The sequence below is a fragment of the Brevundimonas sp. FV1ye7S genome (genome assembly GCF_058680995.1).
In genome coordinates, this window is sequence record NZ_CM178726.1 from 57,039 (window position 1) to 82,744 (window position 25,706).

The window sequence follows — 25,706 nt, forward strand, 5'->3', positions numbered from 1 at the left end:
TCAGCGGAGCTTTTTGGCGGCTATCGGCCTTCGGCCTACTTGAGCCGGATGCAGTCGTTCAGATCCTGAGTGCGGACCGTGCCCATGGCGGCCTGGATGCGCGAGGCGCGCCGGCGAACATAGGGGCCGGGCGAGGCGGCCTGGTAACGGCGCGGGGCGGGCAGGATGGCAGCGAGGCGGGCCGCCTCGCGCGGCGTCAGGTCGGCGGCGTCCTTGCCGAACCAGTGCTGGGCGGCGGCCTGGGCGCCATAGACGCCCGGCGCCCATTCGACCACGTTCAGATAGACCTCCATGATCCGGCGCTTGGACCAGACGGCCTCGATCAGGACGGTATAGCCGGCCTCGAACCCCTTGCGGATCCAGTCGCGGCCGGGCCAGAGGAAGACGTTCTTGGCCGTCTGCTGGCTGATGGTCGAGCCGCCGCGGATGCGGCCGCCCTCGGCGTTATGATCCAGCGCCTTCTGGATCGCCTCGATGTCGAAGCCGTGGTGGCTGCAGAAACGGGCGTCCTCAGCGGCGATAGCGGCGTTCACCAGATTGGGCGAGATGTCGTTCAGACCGCGCCATTGATAGTCCAGACCCTCGCCGCGCACGGCCTGGCGCAGCATCAATATGGTCGGGGCGGGCGGCAGGACGGCGACGATCAGGACGCCGCCGATCGGCAGCAGGGCCAGGACCGCCAGGGCGATCAGGGCCGCGCGGAACCAGGCCTTTTTGCGCCCACGCGCCATTACAGGATCGCCACGCCGGCGGCGCCGTCCTCGTCGGCCCAGGCGACCTTGTCGGCGGCCGGGCTGAGGGACAGGGCGACGATGGAGGGGCCCTTCTCGGCCTTGACGAAGTTCAGACCATGAGAGGCCGGATGGGCGACCCAGACCCGGCCATCGGTCAGGCCGGCGGCCAGCAGGCCGTGCTCGGTCCGGGCCGAGACCAGATTGACCAGGGTGGTGTCGTCATAGCCGATCTCGGTCGCCTCGCGTCCCATGGGTCCGTTCGAGCCGATGAAGGGCCACAGAACCGCGCCCTGGGCGCCCGAGGTGGCCAGCAGCTGGCCGTTGGCGAGGAAGGCCAGCGACCGGACCTTGGACGGATAGCCGCCCATGCGCAGGTTCTTGGCGTCCTTCAGCCGCCAGCCGTGCAGTTGGCTGTCCTGCATGGTGGTGACCACGAAGGCCCCGTCGGGTGAAAAGGCCACGGCGGTGTGCGAGCCGGCCCAGGCCAGTTTGACCGGCTGCTGCTTCTCGATCCGGGCGTACCAGAGGGCGGCGCCGCCGTAGGTCGAGGCGGCGATACGCCGGCCCTTGGGATCGAAGGCGACGCCGGAAACGGTGCGTTCGTGCTGGAAGTCGCGGCGGAAGCCGGCGTCCTTCGGATCAATCACCGACAGGGTGCGCCCCCAGGAGAAGGCGACCAGGCCGGAGGCGGCCGAGGCGTCGATGGAGTCGATCCACTGGTTCTTTGCGGTGGCCAGGACCATGGCGTCCTCGCCGCGGCGGCTCCAGACCACCTGGCCGTCGTCGCCGCCGGTGACGACGCCCTCGCCGGTCGGATGGACGGCGGCGCAGAGCACGGCGCCGTCATGAGCCTGGACCGTCGCGCCATCCTCGAACCGGACCGAGCCGTCGCCGAGGGCGAAGACGGCGCCGGTGCTGTCGAACAGGGCGGCGGTGACCTGGGCGTCGAAATCGAAGTTCATGCGGGACGCGTTAGCGGGTTGCGGCAGCGGGGGCAAATGGGGGCTTCTTCTCCTTCCCCTTTATGGGGAGGGAGAAGATTATACCGGATCTGTGGGCTTGGGCTCGACCGGCGCCGGCGCGGCCTGGGCCTTGGCGGGTTCGTCCGGCAGGGGAATGAATTCCAGGTCGTCTTCGCTGGGCAGGGCCATGCGGCCGGCTTTCCAGTCGGCCTTGGCCTGGTCGATGCGGGCCTGGCTGGAGGCGACGAAATTCCACCAGATCAGGCGTTCGCCGACAGGCTCGCCGCCCAGGACCATGACGGTGGATTGGACCAGGGCCTTGATGGTCGGCTCGGCCGTCGGTTCCAGCACGATCATCTGGCCGTCGTGGAAGGTGCGGTCGCCGACCTCGATGGAGCCCTTGGCCACATAGAGGGCGCGCTCGCTCATGCCGCCGGCGCCCTTGCCGGGAGGCGGCGCGGTGCGGACGCCGGGCTGAAGCTCCCAGTGCACATAGAAGAGGGGGGAGGACACCGGGACGGTCGCCTTGGCGCCATAGGCTTCGCCCGCCACCAGACGGGCAAACAGACCGCCGTTTTCGTAGGCGGGCTGGGCGTCCTCATCCAGGTGATGGAAGGCGGGATCGATCTCCTCGGCCTCATCGGGCAGGGCGACCCAGGCCTGCATGCCGTGCATGGGGCCGCCGCGGCTGCGCTTCAGCGGATCGGTGCGCTCGGAATGGACGATGCCCTTGCCGGCCGTCATCCAGTTCACCTCGCCGGGACGGATGACCTGATTATAGCCGAGGTTGTCATGGTGCATGATCTCGCCCTCGAACAGGTAGGTGAGGGTCGACAGACCGATGTGCGGATGCGGGCGCACATCGATGGCGTCCGAGCCCGGCGCGAACTCGGCCGGCCCCATCTGGTCCAGGAAGATGAAGGGCCCGACCATCCGGCGTGAATGGAAGGGCAGGACGCGGCCGACCTCGAACCCGCCCAGGTCCTTGCGGCGCGCGTCGATCACCAGTTCGATCATGTTCGGCATCCCCCCGGCGGACCAGGGCCCTCAGTGGAAAGGTCCGCCGAACGGTCTTATCCGACGTGAGGGGTCACTATGCCAAGAGGCAGGGCGGTCACATTCTTCACGCCGCGCGTGACGATATGGCTCTCGCAGTCGGAGACGATGCCCAGGGCCAGCAGCTTCTCGCGCAGGAACTTGTCGAAGGCGTGCATGTCCGAGGTGATGATGCGCAGCACATAGTCCTCGCGCCCCGTGATGGTGGCGCACTGGACCACTTCCGGCCATTTGGCGACGGCGCCTTCGAAGATGTCGAGATTCTCGGCCGACGGCAGCATCAGTTTGACGATGGCGTAGACTTCGAAGTCGAGACCCAGAAGCTTGGCGTTCAGCAGGGTGACCCGCTTGGTGATCAGGCCGGAATCCTCCAGCCGCTTGATCCGACGCCAGCAGGGCGAGGCCGACAGACCGACGCGATCCGCGACTTCCGCGACCGACAGACCGGCGTCTTGTTGCAGGATATCCAGGATCCGAGCGTCAATGGGATCGAGTTCGTCCGCCAATGCGTTTCTCCGATTATCGTTATGGCGAAATAAAATACCCTAAATCGGGATTTCGCAAGGTCAAATTGAGCGAGCACCTGCTTAGGCGCCGTGTTATCAAACGTCCAGAGGAAACACGGACGGACCCCCGAACGGACATGGACGCCCGCATGAACGACAAAATGAGCCAAAAGAACAGCCGCCCGCTGTCGCTGCGCGTGCCCGAGCCTTCGGGCCGGCCGGGCGACGCGCCTGACTTCAGTCATCTGTTGATGGACGCCCCCGGCGCCGTCGAACGGCCCGAGGTGGGCACGACGCCTTACGAGATGCGCGACCTTGCGTTCCGGTTGATCCGGGTGCTGGACGACGAAGGCCAGGCCGTCGGTCCGTGGAATCCGCGTCTGGATCCGGACACCCTGCGTCGCGGCCTGAAGGCCATGATCCTGACCCGCGCCTTCGACGACCGGATGCACCGCGCCCACCGCCAGGGCAAGACCAGCTTCTACATGAAATGCACCGGCGAGGAGGCCATCGCGGTCGCGCAAGGCATGCTGCTAAGCCGCGAGGACATGGGTTTTCCGACCTATCGCCAGCAGGGGCTGCTGATCGCGCGCGGCTATCCGCTGGTCGAGATGATGAACCAGATTTATTCCAATGCTGCGGACCCGATCAAAGGGCGTCAGCTGCCGATCATGTATTCGGCCAAGGACTATGGCTTCTTCACCATCAGCGGCAATCTGGGCACCCAGGTGCCCCAGGCCGTGGGCTGGGCCATGGCCAGCGCCTACAAGGGCGACGACAAGATCGCCATCAGCTGGATCGGCGACGGCGCCACGGCCGAGGGCGATTTTCACAACGCCCTGACCTTCGCCTCCGTCTATCGGGCGCCGGTCATCCTGAACATCGTCAACAACCAGTGGGCCATCAGCTCCTTCCAGGGGATCGCCGGCGGGCTGGAGACCACCTTCGCCTCCAAGGCCATCGGCTATGGACTGCCGGCCCTGCGGGTGGACGGCAACGACTTCCTGGCGGTCTGGGCGGCGACCCAGTGGGCCGAAGAGCGCGCCCGGTCGAACCAGGGGGCGACGGTGATCGAACTGTTCACCTATCGCGGCGCCCCGCACTCGACCTCCGACGATCCCAGCCGCTACCGCCCCGGCGACGAGCACGAGAAATGGCCGCTGGGCGATCCGCTGGAGCGGCTGCGCCAGCATCTGACCGTCATTGGCGAGTGGGATGACGAGCGCCACGCCACGGCCCTGCGCGAGGCGGTCGAACAGGTCCGCGCCGCCGGCAAGGAGTCCGAGGCCATCGGCACCCTGGGCCAGTCGCGCCCCAGCGTGAAGACGATGTTCGAAGAGGTCTATGCGACCGAAGACTGGCGGCTGATCGAACAGCGCCGCGAGGTGGGGGTCTGACCATGGCTGAGCAAACCACCTTCACCGACGCCGATCGCAACGACGGCGTCGAGCCGGACATGGTCGACCAGAACGCCGCCCCCGCCTCGGAAGCGACGGGATCCGGCGTACAGCCGATGAACATGATCCAGGCCCTGAACTCGGCCATCGACGTCAAGATGAGCGAGGACGCCAACGTCCTGTCGTTCGGCGAGGACGCGGGCTATTTCGGCGGGGTCTTCCGCGTCACCGACAAGCTGCAGCAGAAGCACGGCCTGACCCGCAGCTTCGACGCACCGATCAGCGAATGCGGCATCGTCGCGACCGCCATCGGCATGGGCGCCTATGGCCTGCGCCCGGTCGTGGAGATCCAGTTCGCCGACTACATCTATCCGGCCTACGATCAGATCGTCTCGGAAGCGGCCAAGATGCGCTATCGCTCGGGCGGCCAGTTCACCAGCCCGATTACGATCCGCAGCCCCTACGGCGGCGGCATCTTCGGCGGCCAGACCCACAGCCAGAGCCCCGAAAGCCTGTTCACTCATATCGCGGGTCTGAAGGTCGTCATTCCGTCCAACCCCTATGACGCCAAGGGCCTGTTGATCGCCGCCATCGAGGACGACGATCCGGTCATCTTCTTCGAGCCGAAACGCCTCTACAACGGCCCTTTCGACGGCTGGCACGAGAAGCCGGTCTCGCCGTGGAAGGCGCAGGACCTGGCCCAGGTTCCGACGGGCAAATATGTCGAGCCCATCGGCAAGGCGCGGGTCATGCGCGAGGGGAACGACGTCACCATCCTGGCCTATGGCACCATGGTCTGGGTGGCGCTGGCCGGGGCAGAGCATGCGGGTGTGGACGCCGAGGTCATCGACCTGCGCAGCCTGGTGCCGCTGGATATCGAGGCCATCGAGGCCAGCGTGAAGAAGACCGGCCGCTGCGTCATTGTGCACGAGGCGCCCAAGACCTCGGGCTTCGGCGGCGAACTGTCGGCCCTGGTTCAGGAGCGCTGCTTCTATCATCTGGAGGCGCCCATCGCCCGCGTCACCGGCTGGGACACGCCCTACCCCCATGCTTTCGAATGGGAATATTTCCCCGGGCCGCAACGGGTCGCAGACGCCTTGAAGAGCGTCATGACCGGAGGACGCTGATATGGGTCGTTTCGTCTTCAAACTGCCCGACGTGGGCGAAGGCACCGCCGAGGCCGAGCTGGTCGGCTGGCACGTCAAGGTCAGTGATGTCGTCGCCGAGGACCAGATCGTCGCCGACGTCATGACCGACAAGGCCACCGTCGAGATCACCGCCCCGGTGTCGGGCAAGGTCATCGCCCTGCACGGCGAGCCCGGCGCCATGGTGCCGGTGCGCGGGCCGCTGGTGGAGTTCGAGGTCGAGGGGGCGGGGAATGCGGAAGAAGCGACGCCCCCCTCCCCGGCTTCGCCGGTACTCCCCCCAAGGGGGGGAGATCGCGCAGCATCCAAATCTCCCTCCTTGGGGGAGGTGGCGCCGAAGGCGACGGAGGGGGCTGACGCCGCACCCACCGGCAACTACGTCTTCAAACTGCCCGACGTCGGCGAAGGCACAGCCGAGGCCGAACTGGTCGGCTGGCACGTCAAGGTCGGGGATGCGGTCGAGGAAGACCAGATCATCGCCGACATCATGACCGACAAGGCGACGGTGGAGATCACCTCGCCCATCGCCGGAACCGTGGTCGCCCTGTACGGCGATGCGGGCAAGTCGGTGCCGGTCGGCGGGCCGCTGGTGGCGTTCGATGTGGCGGGCGCCGGCAATGTTCAAACCTCCGTTCAGGCCCCCTCCGTCGCCTCCGGCGACACCTCCCCCAGGGGGGGAGGATCCGCGCCGACGCTCGCACAAAAATCTCCCCCTCCTGGGGGGAGCACCCGCGCAGCGGGGGAGGGGGGCAAGTCCGTCGCGCCTCCCGCCCTGACCGGCCGCGCCCCCGGCGAACGCCCGTCCGCATCGCCCGCCGTGCGTAACCGCGCGCGGGATCTGGGCGTGGATCTGACCTTCGTGCCCGGCACCGGCCCGGCCGGTCGGATCACCCACGAGGACCTGGACGGCTTCATCGCGCGTGGCGGTCAGGTTCCTGCGTCCGCGCCTTCGGCCGGCAGCTCGACCTTCGCCCGTGCCGAAGGAGCCACCGAGGTCCGCATCATCGGCCTGCGCCGCAAGATCGCGGAGAAGATGGCCGACAGCGTGCGCCGCATTCCCCACATCACCTATGTGGAGGAGATCGACGTCACGGCGTTGGAGGAGCTTCGCGCCCACCTGAACGCGACGAAGCAAAAGGATCAGCCCAAGCTGAACCTGCTGCCCTTCCTCGCCCGCGCCATCGTCGTCGCCCTGCGCGACCAGCCGCAGATCAACGCCCACTATGACGACGAGGCCGGCGTCCTGACCCAGCATGCCCCGGTCCATCTGGGCATCGCCGCCCAGACGCCGAACGGCCTGATGGTGCCGGTGGTCCGCCACGCCGAGGCGCGCGACGCCTGGGATACGGCGCTGGAGATCGCCCGCGTCTCCGGCGCGGCCAAGGACGGTTCGGCCAAGCGCGAGGAGCTGTCGGGCTCGACCATCACCATCACCTCGCTGGGGACTCTGGGCGGGGTGGTCCACACCCCGATCATCAACCACCCCGAGGTCGCCATCATCGGCCCCAACAAGATCGCCGAACGGGTCGTGGTCCGCGACGGCCAGATGGTGGTGCGCAAGATGATGAACCTGTCGTCGTCGTTCGATCACCGGATCGTCGACGGGCATGATGCGGCAGTGTTTGTTCAGCGGATCAAGGGCTTGCTTGAGCAGCCGGCGACGCTTTGGATGGGGTGAAGGATGTCGGCCGTCGCTGCACTGTTCGCCATCACGTCGCTAGTCGCTGGCGATGAACCGTTGCGTTGCACGGACTTGGATATGAGCCAAGTGAGCGTCTTTACAGGTCGGGTAGAACGCCAGACGATTAGACGAGAACAGCCAGTTTGGTGGACTCCCTTTGGTGACATCTATTACGAGGTCGTTGCCACTATTCGCCCAATCCGAGTTCTCCGGGGAGCCCCGATTACACGTCCTGTTATCGTGCGGGTTGGGTGCACAGCTTCGAAGACGGATTTTGCCGGGCGACGCATATGCGCGAACCTTTTTAACCCGGGTCAAGTCGACACTTTCCAAGTCGATCGTCGAACCTATTTGGGCAGTCGGAATCCTGATCGCGATGAAGTCGCTGACTACGATCGTGCGATGGCCCATCCTCTTCCACTCTGCGAGCGTTGATGACCCAGACCCTGAAAACCAAAGTCCTGATCATCGGCGCGGGCACCGGCGGCTATGTCGCCGGCATCCGTTGCGGCCAGCTGGGCCTCGACACCGTGCTGGTGGACGGCGGCGATGGGCTGGGCGGGACCTGCCTGAACGTCGGTTGTATTCCGTCCAAGGCCATCATCCATGCGGCGGGCAAGTTCGAGACGGTGGCCAAGGCGGCCGGGGGCGGGACGCTGGGCATCACGGCGGCGGCGCCCGCCATCGATCTGAAACAGACGGTCGAGTGGAAGGACGGCATCGTCCGTAAGCTGAACGCCGGCGTCGCGGCCCTGCTGAAGAAGGCCAAGGTCAAGGTCATCAAGGGCTGGGCGGCCTTCGAGGACGCCAAGACCTGTATCGTCAAGACGGACGAGGGCGAGATCCGCATCACCGCCGAACACGTCATCCTGGCCACGGGATCTGAGCCGGTCGAACTGCCCTTCCTGCCGTACGGCGGCGACGTCATCTCCTCGACCGAGGCGCTGAGCCTGTCGGAGGTCCCCAAGAAACTGGTCGTCGTCGGCGGCGGCTATATCGGGCTGGAGCTGGGCATCGCCTTCAGGAAGCTGGGCGCGGAAGTGGCCATCGTCGAAATGGCCGAGCGGATCCTGCCGCTCTACGACAAGGCCCTGACCGATCCGGTCGCAAAGTGGCTGGAGACGCACGGCGTCGAACTGCACCTGGGCGCGCGCGCCGGCGGGTTCGGGAACGGTAAGCTGAACGTCACGACCAGGGACGGCGAACCGCTGCAACTGGACGCCGACAAGGTGCTGGTCACCGTGGGCCGTCGTCCGCGCACCCAGGGCTGGGGTCTGGAGAACATGGGCGTGGCCATGGCCGGTCCGTTCGTGAAGATCGACAACCGCTGCGCCACCTCAATGAAGAACGTCTGGGCCGTCGGCGACCTGACCGGCGAGCCTATGCTGGCCCACAAGGGCTCGGCCCAGGGCGAGGTGGTCGCGGAAATCATCGCCCATTCTTCAGGAAAGGGTGGCCACGACCGGGTGTTCGATCCGGTCGCCATCGCCGCCGTCTGTTTCACCGAGCCGGAGATCGTCTCGGCCGGTCTGGGTCCGAACGATGTCGCGGGCCGTGACGACGTGATCCAGTCGGTCTTCCCCTTCGCCGCCATCGGCCGGGCCCTGGCCATCGAGGCGGGCGAGGACGGCGGCTTCGTGCGGGTCATCGCCTCCAAGTCGGATCACCGCATCCTGGGCGTCCAGGCGGTCGGACAGCATGTGTCCGAACTGAGCAACAGCTTCGCCCAGATGCTTGAGATGGGGGCGGTGCTGGAGGATGTGGCGGGAACCATCCACGTCCACCCGACCCTGGGCGAGGCCTTCCACGAGGCGTCTCTGCGCGCCCTGGGGCACGCGATCCACATCTGACGGCTAAAGCCGGTCCAGCCGCCTGGCGTGGTTCGCCACCATGCGCAGCGCCAGGCCGTCGGGCAGGAAGCGGGCCAGGCCGGCCATCAGATTGTTCATGACGCCGGGGGTCACGCTGGGCCGGTTCGCCTCGCAGGCGTCGTAGCCGATGCGGGCGACACGGTCGGCGTCCATCCACATCCAGGCCGGATAGGCGCTGGACACCTGGTCGCGCGAGCCGTTGACGTCGTGAAACTCGGTCAAGGTGTAGCCGGGGTTCAGCACCGTGACGTGGACCCCGGTTCCCAAGGTTTCCAGATACAGGCCCTGGGACGCCTTGATCAGGAAGCTCTTTATGGGTCCGTACAGGGTGTCGCCGCCGGTCGCGGGCATCTGGCCGGCCAGGGAGGCGACGTTCAGCACCCGGCCGAAGCGTCGCTCGACCATGCCGGGCAACAACAGGCGCGACAGCTCGACCGGCGCCGTCAGCATGACCTGAATCATGGCGCGGTGGGCGGCCAGGTCGGTGTCGAGAAAGCCGGTCACGCGGCTGAAGCCCGCATTATTGACCAGGCCGTCGACGGTCAGGCCGCGCGCCGTGACGGCGGCGATCAGACGTTCGGGCGCCGCTGGGTCCGACAGGTCTTCGGGAAGGACGGTCGCGACGACGCCATGGGCGGCGGACAGGGCCTCGGCCAGGGTCACGAGCGGCCCTTCTCGCCGGGCGGTCAGGATCAGGTCCCAGCCCTCGGCGGCGTAGGTGCGGGCCAGGGCCGCGCCGATGCCGGCGGAGGCGCCCGTGATCAGCACCGTCCGCTTCATGCGTCGATCCGGCGCCGCCCAGGTCCCATGCTCATGCCGCGACGGGGCAGGAGGCGTGGGGCGTATAGGCGGCCAGGGAGAGGGGGTTCTCGTCCAGCAGGTCGGCGATGGTGATCTTGGACAGGGCCTCGGTCGCGGCCTCGTCGGCGGCGGTCAGGGCCTTGGCGACCTGGCGGGGAATATGTTCGCTGATCGGGCAGCCCTTGGCCCCAGCGGGGGGCGAACCGATGTGGGCGCAGCCGTTCACCGCCTTCAGCACCTCGTCCAGTCGGATGTCTTCCGGTTGGCGCAGCAGCCAGGACCCGCCGGTGGCGCCGGGACGGGTGGCGATCAGTCCAGCCTTGGCCAGCAGCGCCGTCACGCGCCGCACCACGACAGGATTGGTCGGGACGGACGCCGCCAGCAAGGCGCTGGGCGCCGCCTGGGCAGGCGAAAAAGCGCCCTTGTGGGCCATATAGGCCAAGGCGTGGGCGGCGACGGGGAAGCGCTGGCTGTCTGACATGGTTGTGTTCCTGTAAGGAAAATAGGCGCTCCTGGACCGAATCACAAATCCTTGTGGTGCAAGGGGAAACCGAATCCCCGCGCCCACGATTGAAGCGGGCGCGGAATGGGCCTAAAGGCTCGCCGCTTTGAAGGGCTCGACCTGTCGTCGGAGACCCGGAGGATACGCATGGCCGGGGATACTCCCCACGACGCGGGCGCTCTCCCCGCCGCGTCGAACACGCCGGACAAACCCACCCACGCCACGGGACCCGAGTCCCACGCTCCAGGGGGCCAGATCGCCAAGCACGGCGGCTTCTGGGCCCTGACCCTGGGCGCGATCGGCGTGGTGTTCGGCGACATCGGCACCAGCCCGCTTTACGCCCTGCGTGAAGCCATCGCCCACGCCCAGTCGGGCGTCGGCGGCGACCTGGCCGTGATCGGCGTCGTCTCCCTGGCCTTCTGGGCCTTGATGGTGGTGGTGACGTTCAAATACGTCTTCTTCCTGATGCGCGCCGACAACAAGGGCGAAGGCGGCACCCTGTCGCTGATGGCCCTGGCCCAGTTCGCGGTCGGCCGGCGCAGCGCCTGGATCTTCATCCTGGGCGTCTGCGGCGCGGCCCTCTTCTATGGCGACGGCATCATCACGCCCGCCATTTCGGTTCTGTCGGCCGTCGAGGGCCTGCAGGACGCGCCGGGCCTGTCGGGCAAGCTCGATCCGTTCATCGTGCCGATCTCGGCCGGAATCCTGATCGCCCTGTTCATGGCCCAGTCGCGCGGCACCGCCAGCCTGGCCAAATATTTCGGCCCGATCACCGCCGTCTGGTTCCTGTGCCTGGGCGGGCTGGGCCTGTACCACATCTTCGACGACGTCAGCGTGCTGCGCGCCCTGTCGCCCCACTATGGCGTCATGCTGCTGTTGAAGGACGGTTTCCTGGGCTTCATCATCCTGGGCAGCGTCTTCCTGGCGGTGACCGGCGCGGAGGCCCTGTATGCGGACATGGGCCATTTCGGAAAGGCCCCGATCCGCATGGGCTGGCTGGCCTTCGTCCTGCCCTGCCTGACCCTGAACTATCTGGGCCAGGGCGCCCTGATCCTCGACAATCCCGGCTCCGCCGAGAACCCGTTCTGGAACATGGTGCCGGAGTTCGCCTATTGGCCCATGCTGATCCTGGCCACGGCCGCCACCGTCATCGCCTCGCAGGCCGTGATCACCGGCGCCTTCTCGGTCACGCAACAGGCGGTCCAACTGGGCCTGCTGCCGCGTATCGACATTCGAAACACCTCCGAGACCCAGGCCGGCCAGATCTTCGTGCCGGCGGTCAATACTTTCCTGATGGTCGGGGTCCTGGTGCTGCTGGTCGTGTTCCAGAGCTCGCATAACCTGACCGCCGCCTATGGGGTGGCTGTCACGGGGACCATGCTGGTCAATACGCTGATGAGCTATTCCGTCATCACCAAGGGCTGGAAATGGCCGATGTGGGCGGTGGCGGGAACCCTTATTCCGTTCGCCTTCATCGACAGCGTCTTCCTGACGTCCAACCTGCTGAAGATCCCCGACGGCGCCTGGATGCCGCTGGTGCTGGGGGCCTGTCTGGTTTTGATCATGTGGACCTGGGTGCGCGGCACCCAGATCCTGACGACCAAGACGCGCAAGGACAGTCTGCCGCTGAACGACCTGATCGAGATGCTTCAGGCCCGGCCGCCGCACCGCGCGCCCGGCACGGCCATCTTCCTGACCAGCGATCCTGACGTGGCGCCGGTCGCCCTGATGCACAATCTCAAGCACAACAAGGTGTTGCACGAGAAGAACGTCATCCTGACCGTGCGCACCTCCGAACGGCCGCGCGTCAAGGAAGCCGACCGGGTGCGGATGGAGCCGATCAACGACGACTTCAAGAAGCTGACCATCACCTATGGCTTCATGGAGACGCCGAACGTGCCCCGCGCCCTGGGTCTGTGCCGCAAACAGGGGCTGAAGTTCGACATCATGTCGACCAGCTTCTTCCTGGGCCGCCGCTCGCTGATCCCGTCGGCGCGCCAGGGCATGCCCCTGTGGCAGGACCGGCTGTTCATCTTCCTGATGCGCAACGCCGCCAATCCGACCGACTTCTTCCATATCCCGCCCGGCCGTGTGGTCGAGCTGGGCGCGCAGGTGGCCGTATGAGTTCCGAAGGACGCGGTTCTGAAGGACGGGGCGGCGGTCACAGCTCACAGGCGCGCGGTCGCCGTATGGCGACCAAGGGCCGGCCGCGCCCGGCTCCGGTCGAGGTGGCGCAAGCTCCATCGCAGGACGACATCGGCGTTGAGGCCCGGGTGGTGGCGGGCATCCTGCTGAACGCCGCGCTTGAGAAGCGCAACGGCCTGGACGAGGCCCTGTCCCAGCCCGCCGCTCGCGCCCTGGAGCCCGTTGACCGCGCCTTCGCCCGCGCCGTGGCCATGGCCGCCCTGCGCCGCCTGGGCGAGATCGACCAGATCCTGGACCGCCGCCTGCAGAAGTCGCCGCCCGAGGCGGTCCGCACCCTGATGCGCATCGCCCTGGCCCAAACCCTGGTGCTGGAGACCCCCGCCTTCGCCGCCGTCTCCACGGCCGTGAAACTGGCCGAGCGCGATCCCAAGACCCGGCCCTACAAGAATCTGGTCAACGCCGTGCTGCGCGGCGTCGGCCGCGACGGCCCCGGCCTGACCACGGCCGAGAGCAATCTGCCCGACTGGATCGCCGCCCGCTGGAAGGCGACCTATGGCGAGGCCGCCCTGACCGGCCTGGCCCTGGCCGCCCGCGAGGAGCCGGCGACGGATCTCAGCCTCAAGCCCGGCGTCGATCCTGCCGCCGTGGCCGCCGCCGTCGAGGGCGAGGCGCTTGAGGGCGGCACTGTCCGCACCGGCCGTCGCGGCGACGTGGCGACCTGGCCCGGATTCGACGACGGCGACTGGTGGGTCCAGGACGCCGCCGCCGCCGTTCCCGGCCGTCTGCTGGACGTCAAGCCCGGCGAGACCGCCCTGGACATGTGCGCCGCCCCCGGCGGCAAGACCCTGCAACTGGCCGCCGCCGGCGCCTCGGTCGTGGCCCTGGACCGCTCGGCCCCGCGCCTGAAACGCCTGACCCAGAACCTTGATCGCACCGGCCTGACCGCCGAGGTGATCGCCGTTCCCGCCGAGGACTGGGAGGACGACCGCACCTTCGACGCCGTGCTTCTGGACGCCCCCTGCACCGCCACAGGCACCTTCCGCCGCAACCCCGAAGTCCTGCGCGCCACCAAGCCGGCCGAGGTCGCCAAACTGGCCGATGTCCAGCACCGGCTGCTCGACGCCGCCGCCGAACGGGTCAAGCCGGGCGGCCGTCTGGTCTATTGCACCTGTTCGCTGGAGCGCGAGGAGGGCGAGACCCAGGTCATCGCCTTCCTGCGCCGCAACCCCGGTTTCCGCACCGTTGCGGCGGACCCCGCGGCCCTGGGCGCCCCGCCCGAGGCCCTGACGCCCGAAGGCTGGCTGCGCATCCTGCCGTCCATGTGGCCCGAACACGGTGGCCTGGACGGCTTCTTCGCCGCCAAGCTGGAACGGGTTTCCTGAGCGGGAGCGGCTTGCTCCCGCCCGCAAGCCGTCCTATCCGAGGGGCCATGGCCGTTACCCCCCTGATCTGCCCGTCCATCCTCGCCAGCGACTTCTCGCGCCTGGGTGAAGAGGTCCGCGCGCTGGAAGCCGCGGGCGCCGACTGGATCCACATCGATGTGATGGACGGGCATTTCGTGCCCAACATCACCCTGGGGCCGGACATCGTGAAGGCGATCCGTCCGCACACCAGCCTGCCGTTCGACGTGCACCTGATGGTGGCGCCGGTCGATCCCTGGCTGGAAGCCTATCGCGACGCCGGGGCGGACCTGCTGACCGTCCATCCCGAAAGCGGGCCGCACCTGCACCGCACCCTGGGCCGCATCCGTCAGCTGGGGGCCAAGGCCGGGGTGGTGTTCAATCCGGCCACCCCCCTGTCGATCCTTGAAGAGGTGGTCGATCTGGTGGACCTGGTGCTGATCATGTCGGTCAATCCCGGCTTCGGCGGACAGAAATTCATCGACAGTTCGCTGCGCAAGATCGCCGGCGCCCGCACCATTCTGGACCGCGCCGGATCGACGGCCCATCTACAGGTGGACGGGGGCGTGACCTCGGCCAATGCGGCGGCCTGCGTCGCGGCCGGGGCCGACGCCCTGGTCGCCGGCTCCTTCGTGTTCAAGGGCGACTATGCGACCAATATCGCCGCCCTGAAGGCCGTCCCGGCCGCCGCGTGAGCCCGATCAGTCCCTTCGCCCCGCGCGGCGCCGAAGCCACGCCCGACGTGGCCTCGGGTCAGATCCCCGGTCTGGCCGGCGCGCCGGTGCGGACCCCGGTGCGGTCGGGCGAGACGGTGACGGGACCGGGCCTGTGGCCGGCCATCGCCGGACGCCTGGTCACCCGTCAACTGTGGATCGAACTGTACGGCCTGCCGGGTTACAGCCTGACGCTGAGCCCGTTCCTGGGCGGGGGCAAGGTCACGGCCTTCGCGGCCACGCCCCGCGATTTCCGGCCCCACGATCCCGCGCCGGGCAAGAATCTGCTGGTCGGTCGTTTCGTTCTGGCCGGCGCCTCGATGGAGGTCGAGGCGCCGGCGGATCCGTGGAACCGCCCCAGCCCGTCGCGTCCCTTCGCCGTAGAACTCCATGCCTTCAACTGGCTGCCGGCCTTGATGGCCCAGGGGGAGCGGGGCGCGTGCGAGGCCTTGCGTCTGACGCTCGCCTGGGCGGACACCTTCGCGCGTTGGTCGCCCTTCGCCTGGGGTCCCGAAATTCTGCCGCGCCGGGTGATCAACCTGGCCTGCGCAGCCCGCAAGATGGGCGCGGTGGCGACCGAGGCCGAACGGCTGAAACTGGCCGACAGCCTGGCGCGCCAGACCCGACAGCTGCTGCGCCCGCCCGGCGGTCTGGCGACCCGGGCCGAACGACTGACGGCGGCGGCTGTCGGCGGCTGCGTCCTGGCCGGGGCGCCGGGTCAGGCCTTGCGGCGTCGCGCCCTGTCCGGCCTGACGAGCGCCTTGAAGACCACGGTCCTGGACGACGGCGGCCATGCGTCACGCAGTCCCGAGGCCGGGTTGGAGCTGTTGCTCGACCTGCTGACCCTGGACGACGCCCTGGCCCAGCTGTCCGAGCCGACGCCAGACGCCGTGTCGGGCGCCATCGCCCGCCTGACGCAGGGCCTGCGGCTTCTGACCCTGCCCGACGGCCGCCTGGCCAGTTTCCAGGGCGGGGGACCGTCCACCGTCGCCCGTGTCGCCGCCGCTCGCGCCCATGACGAGACCGCCGCGACCAAGGGCGATCCCGCTCATCCGCCGACCGGAACCGTCGCCGGCCTGACGCGGATCGCCAGCCCCTTGCTGGCCATCATCGCCGACGCCGCCTCGCCGGCCGGGGGCGCCTGGGGGGCGTCCGCCTGCGCCCAGCCGATGGCGCTGGAGATCGCCTGCGGCAAGGATCGTTTGGTGACCGGCTCCGGCTGGACCCCGCGGGCGACGGATCGTCAGGCCCTGCGGCTGACGCCCGGCCATTCGACCCTGACCCTGGGCGAGCGGTCGCTGAACGAGCCGCTGGGCGGCTGGAAGGGCGAGCTGCTGGGTCCACGCCTGGTCGGGCCGCCCATCCATGTCACCACCGATCAGCGCGACGGCGACGGCGCCGTCTGGCTGGACATGGAGCATGACGGCTGGAACGAGGCCTTCGGCCTGAACCACCAGCGCCGCCTCTATCTGGACCAGCGGATGGACGAACTGCGCGCTGAGGAGAAGCTGTTCCCGACGCCGGGCCGCAAGGAGATGATCCGCCAGATCGCGGCCCCCTACGCCATCCGCTTCCATCTGGAGCCTGGAGTTCAGGCCTCGCTGGCGCGGGACCGTCGCTCGATCCTGTTGCGCGGCGCCTCGGGCCGGGGCTGGTGGTTCCGCACCGACGGCCCCGACGTGGCCATCGAACCCAGCGTCCATATCGACGCCGGCCTGACCCGCCGCTCGCTGCAGATCGTGGTGCGCGGCTCGGCCCGCACCGACAGCGAGAGCCGGATCCGCTGGAAGCTGAGCCCGGCGGGCGCGAGCGGCGATCCGACGTGACCGACGCCGGCCGCCTGTGGATCGTGCGCGGTCTGCATACGGCCATCTATATCGTCATGTCGGCGGCCTGTTTCGCCGTCCTCTATGCGGGGATCTCGGGCCAAAGCGGCCCCTGGCTTCACGTGGCCCTGGCCCTGGTGGCCATTGAGGTCGTGGTCTTCGTCGGCTGCGGCCTGAAATGTCCTCTGACCGCCGTCGCCGTCCGCTACGGCGCCCGCCCGGACGGCGCCTATGACACCTTTTTTCCCGAGCGACGCACGCGTCACACCTTTCGGGTCTTCGGTCCGCTGATCACGCTTGGGCTGGTCCTCAACGCGCTTCGCTGGTTCGGCCTGCTCTGATCCGTCCGCATACGGGGTGACGCACGGGCGCCCCGGTGCTAGACGCCGCGCCATCCTCCCCCAGCCTTTACGGACGCCGCCATGCCCGCCGCTCCCGACTTTCCGCCCGCCCCCGACCGGGTCAAGCCGCAACGCGCCCTGATCTCCCTGTCCGACAAGGCCGGACTGGAAGACGCCGCCCGCACCCTGAACGACCTGGGCGTCGAACTGGTCTCGACCGGCGGCACCCGCGCGGCGATCGCCAAACTGGGCCTGCCGGTCAAGGACGTGGCCGACCTGACCGGCTTCCCCGAGATGATGGACGGTCGGGTCAAGACCCTGCACCCCGTCGTTCATGGCGGCCTTCTGGGCGTGCGCGACGCGGCAGACCACGCCCAGTCAATGATCGACCACGGCATCGGCGCCATCGATATCGTCTGGATCGACCTTTATCCGTTCGAATCCACCGTTGCTTCCGGCGGTTCGTTCGAGGCGGCGGTCGAGAATATCGACATCGGCGGCCCGGCCATGATCCGCTCAGGCTCCAAGAACCACGGCTATGTCGCCGTCGCCGTGGACGGCGAGAGCATCGGCCTGATCATCGAGGCGCTGAAGGTCGAGGGTTCGACCGGTCTGGCCCTGCGCAAGCGGCTGGCCGCCCGCGCCTTCGCCCGCACCGCCGCCTATGACGCCGCCGTCTCCGGCTGGTTCGCAAGCCAAGTCGAGGACGCGGCCCCGGCCCGCAAGTCCATCGCCGGTTCTCTGGCCCAGACCCTGCGCTACGGCGAAAACCCGCATCAGACCGGCGCCTTCTACCGCAATGGAGAGGCGCGTCCCGGCGTGGCCCATGCGACCCAGATCCAGGGCAAGGAGCTGGGCTACAACAATATCGCCGACGCCGACGCCGCCTATGAACTGGTCGCCGAGTTCGAGGCCCCGGCCGTGGTCATCGTCAAACACGCCAACCCCTGCGGCGTGGCCGTGGGTAAGGACCTGTCGGAAGCCTACGCCCGTGCGCTGGAATGCGACGCCGTCTCGGCCTTCGGCGGCGTGATCGCGGTCAACCGGCCGCTGAACGGCGACGACGCCCGCGCCATCACCGGCATCTTCACCGAGGTCGTCATCGCCCCCGGCGCGGACGACGAAGCCAAGGCCGTCTTCGCCGCCAAGAAGAACCTGCGCCTGCTGATCACCGACGGCCTGCCCGATCCGCACGGGCCGGGCGAGGTGTTCCGCTCGGTCGCCGGCGGCTTCCTGGTCCAGAGCCGCGACCGGTCGCTGATCAAGCCCGAAGACCTGAAGATCGTCACGCGCCGCCAGCCGACGCCGACCGAGATCCAGGACATGCTGTTCGCCTTCACCGTGGCCAAGCACGTCAAGTCCAACGCCATCGTCTATGCCAAGGACGGCCAGACCGCCGGCATCGGCGCCGGCCAGATGAACCGCCGCGACTCGGCCCGCATCGCCGCGATCCGCGCCAAGGAGGCCGGCGAGGCCAAGGGACTGGCCCATTCCCTGGCCCAGGGTTCGGCCTGCGCCTCGGAAGCCTTCTTCCCCTTCGCCGACGGCCTGCTGGAAGCCGTCGCGGCCGGCGCCACCGCGGTGATCCAGCCCGGCGGCTCGATGCGCGACGCCGAGGTCATCGCCGCCGCCGACGAGCAGGGCATCGCCATGGCCTTCACCGGGGTGCGGGTCTTCCGGCACTGAGGATCGACCCCGGATGATCCTTATCGAGGACGCCGACCCCGACCATGCCGACGCCAAAGTCCTGATCGCCGCCCTGTCCCAGCGACTGGCGGCGATCACGGGCTCCAGCGGCCAGGCCTCGTTCGATGAGGACGATGTTCGGGGGGCGGGCGCCGCCTTCCTGCTGGCGCGGGACGAGCAGGGGCGGGCCACAGGCTGCGGCGGCCTGCGTCCGCTCCAGCCGGGCGTCGCCGAAATCAAACGCATGTATGCGGGGGTCGCCGGACAGGGCGTGGGTTCGGCCGTGCTCGCGGCTCTGGAGGCGAAGGCGAAAAGCCTCGGCTACGGCGAAATCCGGCTGGCAACGCGTCGCGTCAACACTTTGACCGTGCGCTTCTATCTCCGCGCCGGCTATCGCGAAATTCCGCCCTATGGCCGCTATGTCGGCCGACCTGAGGCTGTCTGTTTCGCCAAACCAATCGGATCGACTTCCGCCTAAGTTGACTGGACGCCCCCGGCGCGCCGTGATGGTCTGCGGCACCCCCGTTTCTGGAGCCGTCCCATGACCACCCTGATCCGTCCCGAAGGCCAGACCCCCGATGATCTGAAGCTGAGCCGCAGGGCGGTGGGCGCCCTGGGGGGGCTGCTCTTCTCGGGCTATGCGGTCGCGGCCCTGGCCAAGGAGGCCCGACCCATCACCACCGACGCCGCCGGGCTCGAGACCGCCGAGGTGACCTATCCGGCGCCGGACGGGTTCGAACTGCCGGCCTATGTGGCGCGGCCGGCGGGCGAGGGGCCTTTTCCAGTCGTGGTGGTGGTGTCCGAGATCTTCGGCGTCCACGACTATATCAAGGACATCTGCCGTCGCCTGGCCAAGCAGGGCTACGCCGCCATCGCCCCGGCCTTCTTCAACCGGGTCGAGGATCCGGCGCCCCTGTCCGACATGGGCCGGATCATGCAGATCGTCGGGGCGGCCGACTATGAGCAGGTGATGGGCGATCTGTCGGCGACCCTGGACTGGGCCAGTCAGCAGCTGTGGGCGCGGGACGGAAAGGTCGGGATCACCGGCTTCTGCTGGGGCGGCAAGGTGGTGTGGCAGGCGGCGGCGCGCTTCGCCGTCATCGGCGCCGGCGTGGCCTGGTACGGCCGTCTGGCGCCGGCCCCCGACGCGACGCCGGTGCAAATTTCATCCGGCCAGCCGTGGCCGGTCGATCTGGCCGATGACCTGAAGGCGCCCGTCCTGGGTCTGTACGGCGGCCAGGACCAGGGCATCCCCCTGGCCAGTGTCGAGCGGATGCGCGAGGCCCTGGCGCGAGCGGGCCAGACCGACAGCCGGATCATCGTCTATCCGGACGCGCCGCACGGCTTCCACGCCGACTACCGCGCCAGCTACGCCGAGGCGGACGCCCGGGACGCATGGGCGAAACTTCTGGCCCACCTCGACAAAGCGTTAAGGAGTTGAATTGTTACTGATGTGACGCATTGCGGAGGCTCTGCGTCAGGGAGGGTGACATGGGCGGTTTGCGGTTAAGCCGGGCGGTTCTGCTGGGTGCAGGCCTGTTGTTTCTTCCCCTTGCGGCCTGTGGGGGCGGGGGAGGCGGCGGCGGGGGCGTCGTAACGCCCGTCGTGCCGCCACCACCACCTCCTCCTCCCCCGCCCCCGCCCCCTCCTCCGCCGCCGCCCCCTTCGGTGTCCTCCACCGAGTATCTGCGGAACTACGGCCTGGCCAATATGAAGGCCGAGGTCGGGTGGCAGACCGGCGCCACCGGAAACGGCGTCACGGTCGCTGTGGTCGATTCCGGCGTCAGCAACAGCCAGGCCGATCTGGTCGGGCGGATCTCCACCGCCTCGACCGACGTGGTTCCGGGCCGCAACACCCCCTATGTCGCGAACGACAGCCACGGAACCCTGGTGTCGGGGGTGATCGCCTCGAACTTCAACGGACTGGGCTCGGTCGGCGTGGCCTATGAATCGACCATACTGTCGATCCGCACCGACATCTCCGACTGTAAAGATGAGGACGACGACGTCTGTTTCAGCAGTTCAGACCTGGTCCGGGCCCTGGACTTCGCCGTGGCCAACGGGGTCAAGATCATCAACATGTCCCTGGGCGGCGATGGTCGGCTGGGCTCCGCCTTCGAGGCGGCCCTGTTGCGCGCGGTCGATTCCGGGGCGGTCATCGTCGCCTCGTCGGGCAATGACGGCGAGGCCAATCCCGGCTGGCCTGCGCAATATGCGGTGGATCCCCGGTTCTCCGGCTCTGTCATCGCCGTCGGTTCGCACGGCGAGACCAATGTCATGTCCAGCTTTTCGAACCGCGCGGGGGCCACGGCCGCCGCCTATATTTCCGCGCCGGGCGAGGACGTCATCACCGGCTGCGACGGGACCCGCTGCTGGCGGATCAACGGCACCTCCTTCTCGGCGCCCCATGTCTCGGGCGCCCTGGCCCTGCTGATGGACGCCTTCCCCAATCTTTCGGCGCGTCAGGCCCTGGCCATCCTTCTCGACACGGCGCGCGACGCCGGGGACGCAGGGACCGACATCGTCTACGGCCGGGGCTTGCTGGACTTGGCCAACGCCTTCCGGCCGGTGGGAACGAGCTCGACCCCGATGGCCGACGGAGGCTCCATCGTCGCCGAGAGCGAGCCTGGCAGTTTCGTCGGCCCCGCCTTCGGCGACGCCTTCTCACGCCAGACGGCCTTGGGGACCGTCCTGTTCGATAGCTATGACCGGATGTTCGCCGTCCAACTGGGCGCGGCCTATCCGACGGCGCCGAGCCGCTCGTATCAGGCCGCGCCGTTCGCGCCGAGCCGGACGGCGACGACCCGGCTGGCCCTGCCGAACGGCGGCCGGCTGAATCTGACGGCGTCCCAGCCGGTCGAGACGCCCGAGCCCATCGCTGCGCGTTATGACCTGACCGACGCGCCCTGGCTGGGCGACGAACCCCGTCAGGAGGCCATGCTGGACCTGGAGATGGGCCGGCTGAGCTTCGCCACATGGCAGGGTCGAGGCGGGGCGCGGTCGCCCTTCGACGCGGCCGGCGACGGTTTCGCCGCCCTGGCCCAGGCGGACCATGCGGCGCGCGGCGCCCTGCGGTTCGGGTCGCTGACCCTTGCGGCCGAGAGCGGGGGCGGGGACCGGCGTATGCCGCTGAGGCGGGTCGAGGCGGAGGCTTCAAGCTACAGCCGCGCCACCCTGGCCTGGCGCGGCGTGGACGGCGGCCTGTCGGTCAGCATCGGCGGCCTGGACGAGCGTCTGGGGCCCTTGGGGGCCTTCCTGCCCGGCGGATCGGACTTCGCCCTGCCGTCGCGCACCCGCTTCTATGCGGTGGGCGGCGACTGGACCCTGAGGCCCGGCCTGGCCCTGATCGGCGAGGCCGGCGTCGGCTCGACCCGGAGCGAGGGCCGGTTCCTGTCGATGGACCAGGCCGCGATCAGTTCGAACTGGCGTCTGGGCCTGCTGACAGGGTGTTCGGTGCTCTGCGACCGGATCAGCTTCACCCTGTCGCAGCCGCTGCGGATCGAAAGCGGCGCCTTCTCGGCCTGGCTGGCGGATGTGCCGGTCGAGTATTTCGACCCCCTGACCTATTCGCGCCGCAGCTTCTCGGCCACGCCGAGCGGTCGCCAGATCGATTTCATCCTGGGCGGCGAGCGGAGTCTGTGGGACGGCTCAAACCTGACGATCCAGGCCGTGGCCAGCCGTCAGCCGCGCCACGTTGCGGACGCCGCGCCGGAATTCGCCTTGATCGGCGGATGGCGGCGGAGGTTCTGAGGGGGGAGTGACTGGTGAATGGTGAGTCGTGAGCAATAGGTGAGCGGCTTGCGGAGACACCGCAGCTCACTCCTCACCCCTCACCCATCACCACTCACGTCCTCACATCAGGCCTTGCCGTCGAAGGTCTGGCCTTCGGGCGCGGGGGCTGCGCCATAGGGGTTGGCGCCCTGCGCGCCCGATCCCTTGGCCGCGACCACGACCATGGCCGGGCGGATGGTGCGGCCGAACAGTTCGAAGCCGGACTGCATGGTCTGGAGCACGGCGCCGCCCGGAACCGTGTCCGACGGCTGTTCGATCATGGCCTGGTGCAGATGGGGGTTGAAGGCCTCGCCGGCCGAGGGCGCGACGCGCTTGAGCCCATTGGTCTCGAACGCCTGCAGCAGGGCCTTCTGGGTCATTTCCAGACCGGTCACGAGGGCCACGGTCGGGCCGTCCGTGTCCTTGGGCGCCGCCATCAGGGCGCGTTCCAGATTGTCGGCCACGCCCAGCAGATCCTTGGCGAAGCGCTGGATGGCGAAGGCGCGGGCGTCGTTCTGCTGCGTCTCGGCGCGGCGCTTCAGGTTCTCCATCTCGGCGGCGACGCGCAGGGCGCGGTCCTTCCACTCGTCGCGCTCGGCGATGACGGCGTCCAGCGGCGCGAGATTGTCCGAGGGATCGGCGTCCAGGCCGTGTTCGGCGTTCACTTCCGCCATATCGGCGTCCAGTTCGTTGAAGTCGTCGTTAAGGGGCTTGTCGCTCACTTGTCGTTCCCGTCCAGCATCCGGCCCAGCACCCGGGCGGTATAGTCCACCAACGGGATGACACGGGCGTAGTTCAATCTTGCGGGGCCTATGACGCCGATGGCGCCCAGGACCCGCTGTCGGCCGCTCATATAGGGCGCCGCGATCACGGCGGAACCCGAAAGTGAAAACAACCGCGTTTCAGCGCCGATGAAAATCCGCACGCCTTGCGCCGCATCCACCCCGTCCAGCAGGCCGATCAGTTGTTCCTTCTGCTCCAGGTCGTCGAACAGGACCCGCACCCGCTCCAGATCCGCCAGCCCCTCGCCGTCCTGCAACAGATTGGCGCGGCCGCGCACGATCAGGGCGCGCTCCCGGTCCGGCCCGCCGGACCAGGCGGCGAATCCGTCCTCGACCAGTCGGGCGGCGGTCTGATCCAGTTCACGCCGCGCGATCTCCAGCTCCTGGGTCATCTCGCGCTTGGCGTCGGCGAAGGGCCGGCCGCGCAGGCGGGCGTTGAGGAAGTTGGAGGCCTCGACCAGGGTCGAGGGCGTGACCCCGGCCGCCAGGGTCATGATCCGGTTCTCGACCGTGCCGTCGTCGGCGACGATGACCGCCAGGGCCTGATCCCCGCCCAGGGCGACGAACTCGACATGTTTGACGCCAGACTCGCGCACCGGGCTGGACACCACGCCCGCGCCCCCCGCCAGGCCGGACAACAGGTTCGACGCCTCGTCCAGGGCGGATTCGAAATTCCGCCCCCGCCCGGCCAGCCGCCCGTCGATCTCGCGCCGCTCCTCCTTCGTCAGGTCGCCGATCTCCAGCAGGCCGTCGACGAACAGGCGCAGGCCCGCATGGGTCGGGATCCGTCCCGCCGACGTATGGGGCGAGGCCAGCAGACCGGCCAGGGTCAGGTCCTGCATCGTATTGCGGATCGAGGCCGGCGACAGGGCGATCCCGCCCAGCGACAGGGTGCGTGACCCGACCGGCTCGCCGGTCTCCAGATAGGATTCGACGATGCGGCGGAAGATGTCGCGGGCGCGCGCATCCAGCCCCGCCAGTCCGGCAAGAGCCATGCCCGGGGATTGGGCGCCGTCGAACGGCGGGGTTTTGGGGGCATACAGGCTCACGGTTTCAGGATAAGCACCGCGGCCTCGGCTTCCAAGGACTCATCTCATGCGCCATTCGCAACGCACCGACGACCAACTGCGTCCCGTGACCATCGAGACCGGCGTCAACCGCTATGCCGAGGGTTCGTGCCTGATCACCTTCGGCCATACGAAGGTTCTGGTGACGGCCTCGGTCGAGGAGAGCATTCCCGGCTGGATGCGCGGCAAGGGCCAGGGTTGGGTCACCGCCGAATACGGCATGTTGCCCCGCGCCACCCACACCCGCGGCCGCCGCGAGGCCGCCGCCGGCAAACAGACGGGCCGCACGCAGGAGATCCAGCGCCTGATCGGCCGCTCGCTCCGCGCCGTTGTCGATCTGAAGGCCCTGGGCGAACGTCAGGTTGTGCTGGACTGCGATGTCATCCAGGCCGACGGCGGCACCCGCACCGCCTCCATCACCGGCGCCTGGGTCGCCATGGCCTCGGCCCTCAACTATCTGCGCGACGAGGGGGTGCTGAAGTCCGATCCGATCCTGGACCAGGTGGCGGCGGTGTCATGCGGCGTCTGCGACGGCGTGCCGGTGCTGGACCTGGACTATGAAGAGGATTCCGAGGCCGAGGCCGATTCCAACTTCGTCCTGACCGGCGCGGGCCAGATCGTCGAGGTCCAGGCCACCGGCGAGAAGCGCGGCTTCTCCCGCGCCGAGTTCGACCGCCTCTTCTCCTTGGCCGAGATCGGCTGCACCGAACTGTTCGCCCTGCAAAAGGCCGCGCTGGAGGCGGTGCGCCGATAGGGGCTTTCGCGCGTTAAGGGGACGGGTCATCGTCTGGGTGATCCCGTCCCTGCCCGGAGATGCCGATGCGCCGCCCCCTGTTCATCAGTTCCGCCTCAGCCGCCGTTCTGGCCTTCGCCCTGACGGTCGCGGCCTGTCAGCCCGGAAGCGACGCCCCCGACGTCTCTTCCTCTGACGCCTCTTCCTCTGGGACCGTTTCCTCGGCGGTCCCCAGCCCCGCCGCTCTTGGCCCCGCCCCGGCCGGGAACCCCGCAGCGCCGACGCCGGCGCCGTCGGAAGACGCTCAGGCCCGGATTCCGGAAGGGCCGGACATGAGGCCCGAGCGGATTCCCGCCAGTGAAATCCCCTGTCGTGAGCAGATCGGCGAGGCGGCGTCCGCGCGCCTGGTCGAACGCTGCATCCAGGTCAGCCCTGCGACCCACCCGCCCTGCAACGCCGCCAACCCCTGCGACCTGATCCAGGGCGAGATCGACCGGTCCTGCAAATTGTGGGCGCGCGACGGCGATCCGCCGGCGGCGTGCCGGTCTTAGGACAGGCCGCCATGAAAAAGGCCCCGCCGTCGCCGG

23 protein-coding genes are annotated in these 25,706 nt (G+C 68.6%); 15 read left to right on the forward strand and 8 right to left on the reverse strand.

Annotated features, from left to right (window positions below; translation table 11 throughout):
* Positions 1-35: 35 nt before the first annotated feature.
* From mtgA to ACW18C_RS00270, 4 genes are all read right to left on the reverse strand, one after another.
* A complete protein-coding gene (gene mtgA, locus ACW18C_RS00255) occupies positions 36-731 on the reverse strand; it encodes a monofunctional biosynthetic peptidoglycan transglycosylase (RefSeq protein WP_492072132.1) in 696 nt (231 codons plus the stop codon).
* Positions 731-1,696, reverse strand: a complete 966-nt coding sequence (locus ACW18C_RS00260; protein ID WP_492072133.1) for a WD40 repeat domain-containing protein — start codon at positions 1,694-1,696, stop codon at positions 731-733. The genes mtgA and ACW18C_RS00260 overlap by 1 nt, the downstream gene beginning before the upstream one ends.
* Before the next feature lie 78 nt (positions 1,697-1,774).
* Positions 1,775-2,713, reverse strand: coding sequence for a pirin family protein (locus tag ACW18C_RS00265; protein WP_492072134.1), 939 nt, complete (start codon positions 2,711-2,713; stop codon positions 1,775-1,777).
* A 56-nt stretch (positions 2,714-2,769) separates the two neighbouring features.
* On the reverse strand, positions 2,770-3,258 hold the full coding sequence (locus tag ACW18C_RS00270; RefSeq protein WP_008259105.1) for an Lrp/AsnC family transcriptional regulator: 489 nt from the start codon (positions 3,256-3,258) through the stop codon (positions 2,770-2,772).
* 149 nt (positions 3,259-3,407) lie between these two features.
* Here ACW18C_RS00270 and ACW18C_RS00275 point away from each other — a divergent pair, with 149 nt between their 5' ends.
* The 4 genes from ACW18C_RS00275 to lpdA all read left to right on the forward strand — a co-directional run bounded on the left by ACW18C_RS00275 (position 3,408) and on the right by lpdA (position 9,331).
* Entirely contained in the window at positions 3,408-4,655 is a 1,248-nt protein-coding gene (locus ACW18C_RS00275) for a thiamine pyrophosphate-dependent enzyme (RefSeq protein ID WP_492072136.1), read from the forward strand.
* Between the two features lie 2 nt (positions 4,656-4,657).
* A complete protein-coding gene (locus tag ACW18C_RS00280) occupies positions 4,658-5,782 on the forward strand; it encodes an alpha-ketoacid dehydrogenase subunit beta (protein WP_492072138.1) in 1,125 nt (374 codons plus the stop codon).
* A gap of 1 nt (position 5,783) precedes the next feature.
* On the forward strand, positions 5,784-7,478 hold the full coding sequence (locus ACW18C_RS00285) for a dihydrolipoyl dehydrogenase family protein (protein WP_492072139.1): 1,695 nt from the start codon (positions 5,784-5,786) through the stop codon (positions 7,476-7,478).
* A gap of 437 nt (positions 7,479-7,915) precedes the next feature.
* Entirely contained in the window at positions 7,916-9,331 is a 1,416-nt protein-coding gene (gene lpdA, locus ACW18C_RS00290) for a dihydrolipoyl dehydrogenase (protein ID WP_492072141.1), read from the forward strand.
* Positions 9,332-9,334: 3 nt separating this feature from the next.
* On the opposite strand, the gene ACW18C_RS00295 is transcribed toward lpdA, so the two are convergent.
* Together ACW18C_RS00295 and ACW18C_RS00300 are read right to left on the reverse strand one after the other, a co-directional pair.
* The gene (locus ACW18C_RS00295) at positions 9,335-10,132 is read right to left on the reverse strand and encodes an SDR family NAD(P)-dependent oxidoreductase (RefSeq protein ID WP_492072142.1); all 798 of its coding nucleotides are present in this window, start codon (positions 10,130-10,132) and stop codon (positions 9,335-9,337) included.
* A gap of 31 nt (positions 10,133-10,163) precedes the next feature.
* On the reverse strand, positions 10,164-10,634 hold the full coding sequence (locus ACW18C_RS00300) for an Rrf2 family transcriptional regulator (protein WP_035308233.1): 471 nt from the start codon (positions 10,632-10,634) through the stop codon (positions 10,164-10,166).
* A 168-nt stretch (positions 10,635-10,802) separates the two neighbouring features.
* Between ACW18C_RS00300 and ACW18C_RS00305 the strand changes: the two genes are divergently transcribed.
* The 9 genes from ACW18C_RS00305 to ACW18C_RS00345 all read left to right on the forward strand — a co-directional run bounded on the left by ACW18C_RS00305 (position 10,803) and on the right by ACW18C_RS00345 (position 22,516).
* On the forward strand, positions 10,803-12,779 hold the full coding sequence (locus ACW18C_RS00305) for a potassium transporter Kup (RefSeq protein ID WP_492072143.1): 1,977 nt from the start codon (positions 10,803-10,805) through the stop codon (positions 12,777-12,779).
* Between the two features lie 65 nt (positions 12,780-12,844).
* Positions 12,845-14,182: an RsmB/NOP family class I SAM-dependent RNA methyltransferase gene (locus ACW18C_RS00310; RefSeq protein ID WP_492072144.1), complete on the forward strand. Its 1,338-nt coding sequence runs from the start codon at positions 12,845-12,847 to the stop codon at positions 14,180-14,182.
* Positions 14,183-14,229: 47 nt separating this feature from the next.
* Complete coding sequence (rpe, locus tag ACW18C_RS00315) at positions 14,230-14,895, forward strand: ribulose-phosphate 3-epimerase (RefSeq protein WP_492072145.1); 666 nt, start codon at positions 14,230-14,232, stop codon at positions 14,893-14,895.
* Entirely contained in the window at positions 14,892-16,739 is a 1,848-nt protein-coding gene (locus ACW18C_RS00320; RefSeq protein WP_492072146.1) for a heparinase II/III family protein, read from the forward strand. Before rpe ends, ACW18C_RS00320 begins: the two co-directional genes overlap by 4 nt.
* Positions 16,736-17,080, forward strand: coding sequence for a hypothetical protein (locus ACW18C_RS00325; protein ID WP_492072147.1), 345 nt, complete (start codon positions 16,736-16,738; stop codon positions 17,078-17,080). The genes ACW18C_RS00320 and ACW18C_RS00325 overlap by 4 nt, the downstream gene beginning before the upstream one ends.
* A gap of 81 nt (positions 17,081-17,161) precedes the next feature.
* The gene (gene purH, locus ACW18C_RS00330; protein ID WP_492072149.1) at positions 17,162-18,766 is read left to right on the forward strand and encodes a bifunctional phosphoribosylaminoimidazolecarboxamide formyltransferase/IMP cyclohydrolase; all 1,605 of its coding nucleotides are present in this window, start codon (positions 17,162-17,164) and stop codon (positions 18,764-18,766) included.
* A 13-nt stretch (positions 18,767-18,779) separates the two neighbouring features.
* A complete protein-coding gene (locus ACW18C_RS00335) occupies positions 18,780-19,244 on the forward strand; it encodes a GNAT family N-acetyltransferase (RefSeq protein WP_492072151.1) in 465 nt (154 codons plus the stop codon).
* Positions 19,245-19,307: 63 nt separating this feature from the next.
* Positions 19,308-20,207 (forward strand): dienelactone hydrolase family protein, encoded by a 900-nt coding sequence (locus ACW18C_RS00340; RefSeq protein ID WP_035311114.1) that lies wholly within the window; start codon positions 19,308-19,310, stop codon positions 20,205-20,207.
* Between the two features lie 227 nt (positions 20,208-20,434).
* Positions 20,435-22,516: a S8 family peptidase gene (locus ACW18C_RS00345; protein WP_492072152.1), complete on the forward strand. Its 2,082-nt coding sequence runs from the start codon at positions 20,435-20,437 to the stop codon at positions 22,514-22,516.
* A gap of 107 nt (positions 22,517-22,623) precedes the next feature.
* Here the strand turns inward: ACW18C_RS00345 and grpE are convergent, their stop codons facing one another.
* Positions 22,624-23,211, reverse strand: a complete 588-nt coding sequence (grpE, locus tag ACW18C_RS00350) for a nucleotide exchange factor GrpE (protein WP_492074058.1) — start codon at positions 23,209-23,211, stop codon at positions 22,624-22,626.
* A gap of 44 nt (positions 23,212-23,255) precedes the next feature.
* Complete coding sequence (hrcA, locus tag ACW18C_RS00355; RefSeq protein WP_492072154.1) at positions 23,256-24,314, reverse strand: heat-inducible transcriptional repressor HrcA; 1,059 nt, start codon at positions 24,312-24,314, stop codon at positions 23,256-23,258.
* Positions 24,315-24,414: 100 nt separating this feature from the next.
* Between hrcA and rph the strand changes: the two genes are divergently transcribed.
* Together rph and ACW18C_RS00365 are read left to right on the forward strand one after the other, a co-directional pair.
* The gene (gene rph, locus ACW18C_RS00360) at positions 24,415-25,140 is read left to right on the forward strand and encodes a ribonuclease PH (RefSeq protein ID WP_267514951.1); all 726 of its coding nucleotides are present in this window, start codon (positions 24,415-24,417) and stop codon (positions 25,138-25,140) included.
* Between the two features lie 65 nt (positions 25,141-25,205).
* Positions 25,206-25,670, forward strand: a complete 465-nt coding sequence (locus ACW18C_RS00365; protein WP_492072157.1) for a hypothetical protein — start codon at positions 25,206-25,208, stop codon at positions 25,668-25,670.
* Positions 25,671-25,706 lie beyond the last annotated feature (36 nt).

Excerpts from the sequence above, each read along its gene's own strand:
- grpE (WP_492074058.1), bottom strand. The coding sequence starts at position 23,211 with ATGGCGGAAGTGAACGCCGAACACGGCCTGGACGCCGATCCCTCGGAC.
- ACW18C_RS00275 (WP_492072136.1), top strand. The coding sequence starts at position 3,408 with ATGAACGACAAAATGAGCCAAAAGAACAGCCGCCCGCTGTCGCTGCGC.
- ACW18C_RS00340 (WP_035311114.1), top strand. The coding sequence starts at position 19,308 with ATGACCACCCTGATCCGTCCCGAAGGCCAGACCCCCGATGATCTGAAG.
- mtgA (WP_492072132.1), bottom strand. The coding sequence starts at position 731 with ATGGCGCGTGGGCGCAAAAAGGCCTGGTTCCGCGCGGCCCTGATCGCC.
- ACW18C_RS00280 (WP_492072138.1), top strand. The coding sequence starts at position 4,658 with ATGGCTGAGCAAACCACCTTCACCGACGCCGATCGCAACGACGGCGTC.
- ACW18C_RS00310 (WP_492072144.1), top strand. The coding sequence starts at position 12,845 with ATGGCGACCAAGGGCCGGCCGCGCCCGGCTCCGGTCGAGGTGGCGCAA.
- lpdA (WP_492072141.1), top strand. The coding sequence starts at position 7,916 with ATGACCCAGACCCTGAAAACCAAAGTCCTGATCATCGGCGCGGGCACC.
- ACW18C_RS00265 (WP_492072134.1), bottom strand. The coding sequence starts at position 2,713 with ATGATCGAACTGGTGATCGACGCGCGCCGCAAGGACCTGGGCGGGTTC.
- ACW18C_RS00295 (WP_492072142.1), bottom strand. The coding sequence starts at position 10,132 with ATGAAGCGGACGGTGCTGATCACGGGCGCCTCCGCCGGCATCGGCGCG.
- ACW18C_RS00335 (WP_492072151.1), top strand. The coding sequence starts at position 18,780 with ATGATCCTTATCGAGGACGCCGACCCCGACCATGCCGACGCCAAAGTC.
- ACW18C_RS00260 (WP_492072133.1), bottom strand. The coding sequence starts at position 1,696 with ATGAACTTCGATTTCGACGCCCAGGTCACCGCCGCCCTGTTCGACAGC.
- ACW18C_RS00300 (WP_035308233.1), bottom strand. The coding sequence starts at position 10,634 with ATGTCAGACAGCCAGCGCTTCCCCGTCGCCGCCCACGCCTTGGCCTAT.
- ACW18C_RS00305 (WP_492072143.1), top strand. The coding sequence starts at position 10,803 with ATGGCCGGGGATACTCCCCACGACGCGGGCGCTCTCCCCGCCGCGTCG.
- purH (WP_492072149.1), top strand. The coding sequence starts at position 17,162 with ATGCCCGCCGCTCCCGACTTTCCGCCCGCCCCCGACCGGGTCAAGCCG.
- ACW18C_RS00365 (WP_492072157.1), top strand. The coding sequence starts at position 25,206 with ATGCGCCGCCCCCTGTTCATCAGTTCCGCCTCAGCCGCCGTTCTGGCC.
- rpe (WP_492072145.1), top strand. The coding sequence starts at position 14,230 with ATGGCCGTTACCCCCCTGATCTGCCCGTCCATCCTCGCCAGCGACTTC.
- hrcA (WP_492072154.1), bottom strand. The coding sequence starts at position 24,314 with ATGGCTCTTGCCGGACTGGCGGGGCTGGATGCGCGCGCCCGCGACATC.
- rph (WP_267514951.1), top strand. The coding sequence starts at position 24,415 with ATGCGCCATTCGCAACGCACCGACGACCAACTGCGTCCCGTGACCATC.
- ACW18C_RS00285 (WP_492072139.1), top strand. The coding sequence starts at position 5,784 with ATGGGTCGTTTCGTCTTCAAACTGCCCGACGTGGGCGAAGGCACCGCC.